The sequence below is a fragment of the Cryobacterium sp. TMT2-42-4 genome, assembly GCF_004402645.1.
GTDB lineage: Bacteria > Actinomycetota > Actinomycetes > Actinomycetales > Microbacteriaceae > Cryobacterium > Cryobacterium sandaracinum.
Window position 1 is genome coordinate 113,081 of sequence record NZ_SOFT01000037.1, and the last position, 7,870, is coordinate 120,950.

6 protein-coding genes are annotated in these 7,870 nt (G+C 69.9%); 4 read left to right on the top strand and 2 right to left on the bottom strand.

Annotation, left to right across the window (positions count from 1 at the left end):
• Positions 1-24 precede the first annotated feature (24 nt).
• Both E3O18_RS13280 and E3O18_RS13285 read left to right on the top strand, forming a co-directional pair.
• On the top strand, positions 25-1,524 hold the full coding sequence (locus tag E3O18_RS13280) for an iron ABC transporter permease (RefSeq protein WP_198410927.1): 1,500 nt from the start codon (positions 25-27) through the stop codon (positions 1,522-1,524).
• Positions 1,521-2,651: an ABC transporter ATP-binding protein gene (locus E3O18_RS13285; RefSeq protein ID WP_134395629.1), complete on the top strand. Its 1,131-nt coding sequence runs from the start codon at positions 1,521-1,523 to the stop codon at positions 2,649-2,651. The genes E3O18_RS13280 and E3O18_RS13285 overlap by 4 nt, the downstream gene beginning before the upstream one ends.
• 82 nt (positions 2,652-2,733) lie before the next feature.
• Here the strand turns inward: E3O18_RS13285 and E3O18_RS13290 are convergent, their stop codons facing one another.
• Entirely contained in the window at positions 2,734-4,176 is a 1,443-nt protein-coding gene (locus E3O18_RS13290) for a helix-turn-helix domain-containing protein (RefSeq protein ID WP_134395628.1), read from the bottom strand.
• Between the two features lie 154 nt (positions 4,177-4,330).
• Here E3O18_RS13290 and E3O18_RS13295 point away from each other — a divergent pair, with 154 nt between their 5' ends.
• Entirely contained in the window at positions 4,331-6,184 is a 1,854-nt protein-coding gene (locus tag E3O18_RS13295) for a phosphoenolpyruvate carboxykinase (GTP) (protein ID WP_134418303.1), read from the top strand.
• Positions 6,185-6,407: 223 nt separating this feature from the next.
• The gene (locus E3O18_RS13300; protein WP_134418304.1) at positions 6,408-6,872 is read left to right on the top strand and encodes a glycosyl hydrolase-related protein; all 465 of its coding nucleotides are present in this window, start codon (positions 6,408-6,410) and stop codon (positions 6,870-6,872) included.
• Positions 6,873-7,092: 220 nt separating this feature from the next.
• On the opposite strand, the gene E3O18_RS13305 is transcribed toward E3O18_RS13300, so the two are convergent.
• On the bottom strand, positions 7,093-7,870 hold a 778-nt coding region (locus E3O18_RS13305), incomplete at its 5' end, for an ATP-binding cassette domain-containing protein (RefSeq protein ID WP_134418305.1).

Sequence of the window (7,870 nt, forward strand, 5' to 3'; positions counted from 1 at the left end):
GTCGGCAAACGACCCTCACCATTCATCGTCGCGGCCGCCGTCACCGTGTCCGTGCTCGGGCTTCTTCCGCTGGGCTACGTCATCGTCACCGGTATCTTGACCGGCTGGCCAACCCTTTCGGCGCTCGTGTTCCGGCCGCGGGTCGGCGAGCTGCTCCTGAACACGATCGGGCTGGTCGTGATCACCGTGCCGCTGACCGCGGCGATCGGGGTGGCCGCCGCCTGGCTGGTCGGCCGTACCTCCCTGCGCGGCCACCGGGTGTTCGCCGTGCTCCTGGCGACGCCGCTCGCGGTGCCGGCCTTCGTCAACAGCTATGGCTGGGTGAGCGCCGTACCCTCCTTGAACGGGCTCTGGTCCGGGGTTCTGATCGCCACCCTGTCGTACTTCCCGTTGGTCTACCTGCCCTGCGTCGCCGCGCTCCGGCGGCTGGACCCCACGGTCGAAGAGGCAGCCGAGTCGCTCGGCAGCGGTGCCTGGGGCGTCTTCTTCCGCGTCATCCTGCCGCAGTTGCGGCTGCCGATCCTCGGCGGCGCCCTGCTGGTGGGGCTGCACCTGCTCTCCGAATACGGTGCGTTCGCGATGATCCGCTTTGACACCTTCACCACCGCCATCGTGGAGCAGTACCGGTCCACGTTCAACGGCCCCGCAGCCAACGCCCTCGCCGGCGTTCTCGTGCTGCTGTGCCTGTTCCTGTTGATCGGGGAGTCCGGTGCTCGCGGACGCTCCCGGTACGCCCGCATCGGCTCGGGTGTGGCCCGGGTCACGCCGCGGCGCTCCCTCCGCGCCTTCACGCCGGTCGGCTACCTGTTCCTCGGCGGGCTGTTCGCACTCGCGATCGGAGTCCCGTTCTGGAGCGTCATCCGCTGGCTCTACCAGGGCGGCTTGGCCGTGTGGACCGATGCCGTGCTGGTCCAGGCCCTGCTGCAGACCGTGGGCTACGGCCTCGTCGGCGCCGCGGTCACCTGTGTGCTCGCGTTCCCGATCGCATTCCTCGCGGTGCGCTACCCGAGCCGGCTGTCCCGCGGCCTCGAATCGGTCAACTACCTCACCAGCTCCCTCCCCGGAATCGTCACGGCCCTCGCGTTGGTGACCATCAGTATCCGTTTCGTGCAGCCGCTCTACCAGACCGCCGTGCTGGTGATCGTGACGTACCTGCTGATGTTCCTGCCCCGCGCGCTGGTGAACCTCCGGGCCGGGCTCGCACAGGTTCCGGTCGGACTGGAGGAGGCGGCCCGGTCGCTCGGCAAGCATCCGTTCGCCGCGTTCCTCAGTGTCACCACCCGCTTCTTCGCACCCTCGGCCCTGGCCGCAGGGGCGCTCGTGTTCCTCGGCATCGTCACCGAGCTGACCGCTACGCTGCTGCTGGCCCCGAGCGGCACCCGCACCCTCGCGATCCAGTTCTGGTCGAAGGTGAACGACATCAACTATGTCGGCGCCGCGCCCTACGCCCTGCTGATGATCGTGCTGAGCCTGCCGGTCACCTACCTGCTGTTCGCCCGCTCCCGGCTGACGAGCGTGTCATGACCGCCGCCATCGAACTGTCCGGGGTCGACAAGAGCTTCGGCAGCGCCCGTATCCTCGAGGACATCGCCCTCTCGGTGCCGGAGGGTAGCCGCACGGTCGTGGTCGGCTCGTCCGGGTCGGGCAAGACCACCCTGCTGCGCCTGATCAGCGGCTTCGAGCTGCCCGACTCGGGCACCATCAGCGTGCTCGGCCGCACTGTGGCCGGCCCGGGAGTGGCCGTGGCCGCGCATCGGCGCGGGATCGGCTTCGTCGCGCAGGACGGCGCCCTGTTCCCGCACCTCACCGTGGGGCAGAACATCGCGTTCGGCCTCGGCCCGGCGCTCCGCGGCGGCACGCGCAAGCAACGCGCCCGTGCCGTGAGCGAGTTGCTCGAGATGGTGTCGCTGAGGCCCGACTTCGCCGCCCGCCGCCCGGACGAGCTGTCCGGCGGCCAGCAGCAGCGCGTGGCCCTGGCACGGGCCCTCGCCCGCCAGCCGCGGGTGATGCTCCTCGACGAACCGTTCTCCTCCCTCGATGCCGGTCTGCGGGCGGCAACCCGCGACATCGTCGCCGAAACGCTGGAGCGCGCCGGCATCACCACGGTGCTCGTCACCCACGACCAGGCGGAGGCGATGAGCTTCGCCCACCAGCTCGCGGTGCTCCGCGACGGCAACCTCTGCCAGGTCGGGCCGCCGCGTGAGGTCTACTGGCGCCCCGTCGACCTGTTCACGGCCCGGTTCCTCGGCGACGCGGTCGTGCTGCCGGCCACCATCTCGGACGGCTTCGCCGCCTGCGCGCTGGGCACGGTCGCCGTCGCCCCCACCAGCCTGCGCGGCGACGCCTGCATCATGCTGCGCCCGGAGCAGATCATGGTCGAGCATTGCGAGTCCGGAGGGGTGGATGGCGCCTCCGCCGCCTCCTGCACCGGCCAGGTCGAAGCGGTCGATTTCTACGGGCCCGAGGTGCAGCTGGCGGTGCGCCTGTTCTCCGGGGGCGCCCCGGCGCCCGGTTTTTCCCAGAGTTTCGGAACGCAGAGCCCCGGAACGCTGGTGCACGTAAGGCAGCACGGCACGATGGGCACCGTCGTGGGCAGCCGGGTCAGCCTCACCGCCCGCGGCACAGCCACCGCGTTCGCCGCCCGCCCCTGACCTTCGCCCTGCCCCTCGCCGTGCCGCCCCGTCGGACCCTGACCCTCGCCGTGCCGTCAGAGGCTCAGCGCCAGGTTCCCCACTACTCCGCGGCGTGCGCCTCGAGGAACTCGTAGACCTCGGTGTCGTCGACGCCGGGGAAGGTACCGCTGGGCAGCGGCGACAGCACGTGCGCGTGCAGCCGGGCGCTCGGCCAGGCCTTGCCGGCCCAGCGCGAGGAGACCTCGGAGGCCGGGCGGCGACAGCAGGACTCGTCCGGGCAGCGGGACACCGCCCGCTGCGTGGTCTCCCGGCCGCGGAACCACTTGGCCTGAACGAAGGGCACGCCGACGCTGATCGAGAACTCGCCGGCATCCGTTGCCCCGGTCTGGGTGGCGCACCAGAAGGTGCCGGCCGGCGTGTCGGTGTACTGGTAGAACTCGGTGGTGCGGTTGGTGTGGGTGAAGGCGCTTCGGGCGCTCCACTGCTTGCAGACGAACTGGCCCTCGATCGAGCCGGTCACGTCGGCCGGCAGGGGAAGGTCGTCGTTCTCGTAGCCTTTCTGCAGGGCGCCGTCGCCGGTGACGCGTAGGAAGTGCAGCGGCATCTCCAGGTGCGAGGTGGCCAGGTTCGTCAGTCGCAGCGCCGCGGCCTCATGGGTCACCCCGAAGGCGTCGCGGAAGTCCTCGACCGAGAGTTCGCGTTCGCGCTTGGCGTGGGAGAGGAACGCGACGGATGCCGTCTGTGGCATCAGGCAGGCGGCCGCGAAGTAGTTGATCTGCAGCCTCTGCCAGAGGAACTCGGCGTAGCTGCCCGGCCGCTCGTGGCCGAGCAGCCGGTGCCCCATGGCCTGCAGCGCCATCGAGCGCAAGCCGTGACCGCCGGGGATCGACGCCGGCGGCAGGTAGATGCGGTGATTGACCAGGTCGGTGACCGACCGGGTCGAGCCGGGCAGGTCATTGACGTAGATGAGGTTGAAGCCGAGCTGCTCGGCCATCACGCTGACCTCCCGGTGGGTGAGGGCGCCCGACACATGCCCGGATGCCCGCACTCGGTCCTCGGCGAGCTGCTCGATGTCGGGCATGAAATTATCTTGTTCGCGCATCCGTTCGCGCAGTTCCGTGTTCGCGCGGCGGGCCTCTTCCGGCGTGGCGATGGCCTCGCTGGCGCGGCGGGCGAGTTCGCGGTGCAGGCCGAGAAGGGACTCGAGCGCCGCCATCGGCATGCCCTTGGTCATCTTCACCCGCGGCAGGCCGAGGGCGCCGTAGAGCGGATTGCGCTGCGCGCGCTCCAGCTCGATCTCGAGTGCGGCCCGCGTGTTCGGCGCTTCGTTTTTGAGCAGGTCGGTGAGCTCCACGTCGACGGCGGTGGCGATGTCCTGCAACGTCGACAGCTTGGGGGAGCGGCGGCCGTTCTCGATCAGGGAGAGCTGGCTCCCGGCCATGCCGACCTGCTCGCCGAGCTGGTCGAGCGTGAAGCCGCGCTCGGCCCGGAAATGACGGACACGGAGTCCCAGGGTGATCAGATCAGCGGCACGTGTCGACATTCCTTAACGATAACGAAAGATTCGCTGTTCTTAACCTGAGCACTTCCGGCACCGGTGGCATCGGTGGATCATTGTGGAGAGGGAGGGCGTATTTGCGTCCCCCCACGACTGCAGACCACTGGTTCACGCCGGATTGACCACGAAAGGCCAGGAGATGACGATCGCGAATTCCCGAGTCGAGACCGGCGGGGGCGAGTCCCGCTATGTCGCCGGCACCACCGACCCCAACCTGCAGGCCTGGGTGGACGAAATTGCCCGGCTGACCCAGCCCGACGCCGTCGTCTGGTGCGACGGATCGTTGCGCGAAGCCGATGTGCTCGCGAAACAGCTCGTAGCCGAAGGCAAGCTCATCCACCTGAACCCGGAGTGGCGCCCCAACAGCTACCTGGCCCGCACGAGCCCGTCGGACGTGGCGCGCGTCGAGGACCGCACCTTCATCTGCTCGGTCGACCCGGGCGATGCCGGCCCCACCAACAACTGGGCCGACCCGGACGCGATGCGGGGCGAGCTGCAGGGAGTCTTCGCGGGCAGCATGCGCGGGCGCACGATGTACATCGTGCCGTTCTCGATGGGCCCGCTTGGCGGCCCCATCTCCCAGCTCGGCGTGGAGATCACCGACTCGCCCTACGTGGTGCTGAACATGGGCATCATGACGCGCATGGGCCAGAAGGTGCTGCACATGATCGAGGCCGGAGCCCCCTGGGTGCACACCGTGCACAGCGTGGGCTACCCGCTGGTCGACGCCGAAGGGCGCCGCCGTGGGGACGTCTCCTGGCCGTGCAACGACACCAAGTACATCGTGCAGTTCCCGGAGACCCGCGAGGTGTGGTCCTTCGGCTCGGGCTACGGCGGCAACGCGCTGCTCTCGAAGAAGTCGTTCGCGCTGCGGATCGCATCCGTGATGGCCCGCGACGAGGGTTGGCTGGCCGAGCACATGCTCCTGATCAAGGTCACCTCCCCGGAGGGCGGCGTGTCGCACCTGGCCGCGGCGTTCCCGTCGGCCTGCGGCAAGACGAACCTGTCGATGCTGCGCCCGACCATCCCCGGGTGGAAGGTCGAGACCATCGGCGACGACATCGCCTGGCTGCGCCCCGGGCCCGACGGGAGGCTGTACGCGATCAACCCGGAGGCCGGCTTCTTCGGTGTGGCCCCCGGAACCGGCGAGGTCACCAACCCGACCGCCGTGGCCACCGTCTGGGGCAACACGATCTTCACGAACGTCGCGCTGCGCGACGACGGCGACGTGTGGTGGGAGGGTCTGACCGAGACCACTCCCAGCCACCTGATCGACTGGGAGGGCAAGGATTGGACGCCCGCCTCCGGACGCCCGGCCGCCCACCCCAACTCCCGCTTCACGGTCTCTGCGGCGCAGTGCCCGTCGATCGCCGACGACTGGGAGGCCTTCGGCGGCGTGCCGATCGACGCCATCCTCTTCGGCGGACGCCGCGCGACGAACGTGCCGCTGGTGGCCCAGGCCCGCAGCTGGAAGCACGGCGTGTTCATGGGCGCGACCATCTCCTCGGAGAAGACCGCGGCCGCCGAGGGCACCGTCGGCGAGTTGCGCCGGGACCCGTTCGCGATGCTCCCCTTTTGCGGCTACAACATGGCGGACTACTGGGCGCACTGGCTCAAGGTCGGCCGTGGTCTCGGCGGCAAGGCGCCGGAGATCTTCCAGGTGAACTGGTTCCGCAAGGGCGCGGACGGAAGCTTCCTCTGGCCCGGTTTCGGCGAGAACTCCCGCGTGATCGAGTGGATCGTGCGCCGCGTCGAAGGCTTCGCGGACGCCGTGGACACCCCGATCGGACACCTTCCGGTCCAGGGTGGCCTCGACCTGAAGGGTCTGGACCTGGCCGACGCGGATGTCGAGCAGCTCTTTGCGATCGACCCGGCCTCCTGGCTGGCCGAGTGCGACCTCACCGAGGAGTACTTCGCCAAGTTCGGTGACCGGGTGCCGCCGGCGCTGCTCTCCGAGCTCGCGAGCGTGCGCTACAACCTCCGAAACGCGTAGCGGGGCTCGGCGCCGCTGGTGCGCTGCGGCATCCGTTGCCTGACGAATTCGACGGAGATTTTGCTCCCGTGGGGCTGTTTCGGGTGTGTAAACCGCTTCAGATCCGAAAATCTCCGTCGAATTGGTTCACGAGCGCCCGCAGTGGCGGACGTGCGGGGCCGGGGGGCAGTCGTACGATGCTGCCAGTCGGGCAGCGGTGCCCGACGGGAAGTCGCAGGTTGCGATGCATGACGACGGCGCACTCGTGGAGAAACGCATCGACCGGTTCGTGCGGGAGCGGCTGCGCCCGGCGGTGCACCGGGCATCCGTGCCGTTGCGGGCCGGCGCCGGTATCCCCGAGGCGGTCGCGGAGGGGTGCCGGCTGAACCTGCCGCTTTGTTCGGTGACCGGGGTGAGAGCGGCCCGCGTGGATCCGTTGATCGAGGTCGACCACCCGGCCGTCGTGGTCGAGGCGGTCAAGCTGGCCGAGGACCACAGCGGGGATCTGATCGTGCGGCTCTACGAGGCGCACGGGTCGCGGGTGCGGGCGCGGGTCATCCGTCACTTCGCCGCGACGGATGTCACCGAAACCGACCTGCTGGAACGCCCCCTGGCCGCGCCGCGGGCTCCGTTTGCCGCCGATGGCTCCGCGCTGACGCTCGAGCTGCGTCCCTTCCAGCAGGTCACCCTGCGCTTCGCACGCCGCTGACCGCCCGCGGTCCCGGCCGCCCTGCTACCCGCCCTGGTTCCCGCCCTGCTACCCGCCCTGGTACCCGCCCTGGTTCCCTCCCTGCTACCCGCCGTCCGCGCGCTGACAGGGTCACATGCGCCTAACGAATTCGACGGAGATTTTGGCTGGATCGGGTGTTTCAGGCCCAAAACTGGCGGTTTAGACTAAATCTCCGTCGAATTCGTTCGGGCAGCCCAGGCTAAACGAGCAGCTGGTGCTTGGCGAGCTCGCGGTAGAGCGGCGTCGAGGCGACCAGTTCGGAGTGCGTGCCGGTGCCGATGACCTGGCCGTGGTCGAGCACCACGATCTGGTCGGAGTCGACCACGGTCGACAAGCGGTGCGCGATCACGATCAGGGTACGGTCCACGGCGACCGCGTCGATTGCGGCCCGCATCTTCTGCTCGTTGACGCCATCGAGACTCGAGGTGGACTCGTCCAGCAGCAGGATGGGCGGCGCGGCCAGCAGGGCGCGCGCGATCGCCAGCCGCTGGCGTTCGCCGCCGGAGAGCATCACGCCGGACTCGCCGACCGCCGCGCCCAGCCCGGCCGGGTCGCGCTCGAGCACCTCGGAGAGGTTCACGGCGTGCAGCACGGCGATGCACTCCTCGTCGGTGGCGTCGGGCGTGGACAGGGTCAGGTTGTCCCTCAGCGAACCGGCCAGCACGGGGGCATCCTGTTCGACGTAGCCGATCTGCGAGCGCAGCGCGGTGCGGTCGAGGGTGCGGATGTCCAGTCCCCCCATGCGCACAACGCCTCCGGTCGGGTCGTAGAAGCGCTCGATCAGGGCCAGGATGGTGCTCTTGCCGGCACCGGACGGGCCGACCAGGGCGGTGCGCTTGCCGCGCGGGGCGTCGAAGGAGACGCCGCGGAGCACCGGGCGGGGCTTGCCGGCGGCGTCGGCGTCGCTGCGCTCGGTCGCCCGTTCGGTCGCCTGCTCGGCAGCACGGTCGGCCGCGGCCGCGGCGGCGGCGTGCGCG

What these genes read in the sequence shown, in the direction of transcription:
- E3O18_RS13300 (WP_134418304.1), top strand. Translation starts at nt 6,408, where the DNA reads ATGCATGACGACGGCGCACTCGTGGAGAAACGCATCGACCGGTTCGTG.
- E3O18_RS13285 (WP_134395629.1), top strand. Translation starts at nt 1,521, where the DNA reads ATGACCGCCGCCATCGAACTGTCCGGGGTCGACAAGAGCTTCGGCAGC.
- E3O18_RS13290 (WP_134395628.1), bottom strand. Translation starts at nt 4,176, where the DNA reads ATGTCGACACGTGCCGCTGATCTGATCACCCTGGGACTCCGTGTCCGT.
- E3O18_RS13295 (WP_134418303.1), top strand. Translation starts at nt 4,331, where the DNA reads ATGACGATCGCGAATTCCCGAGTCGAGACCGGCGGGGGCGAGTCCCGC.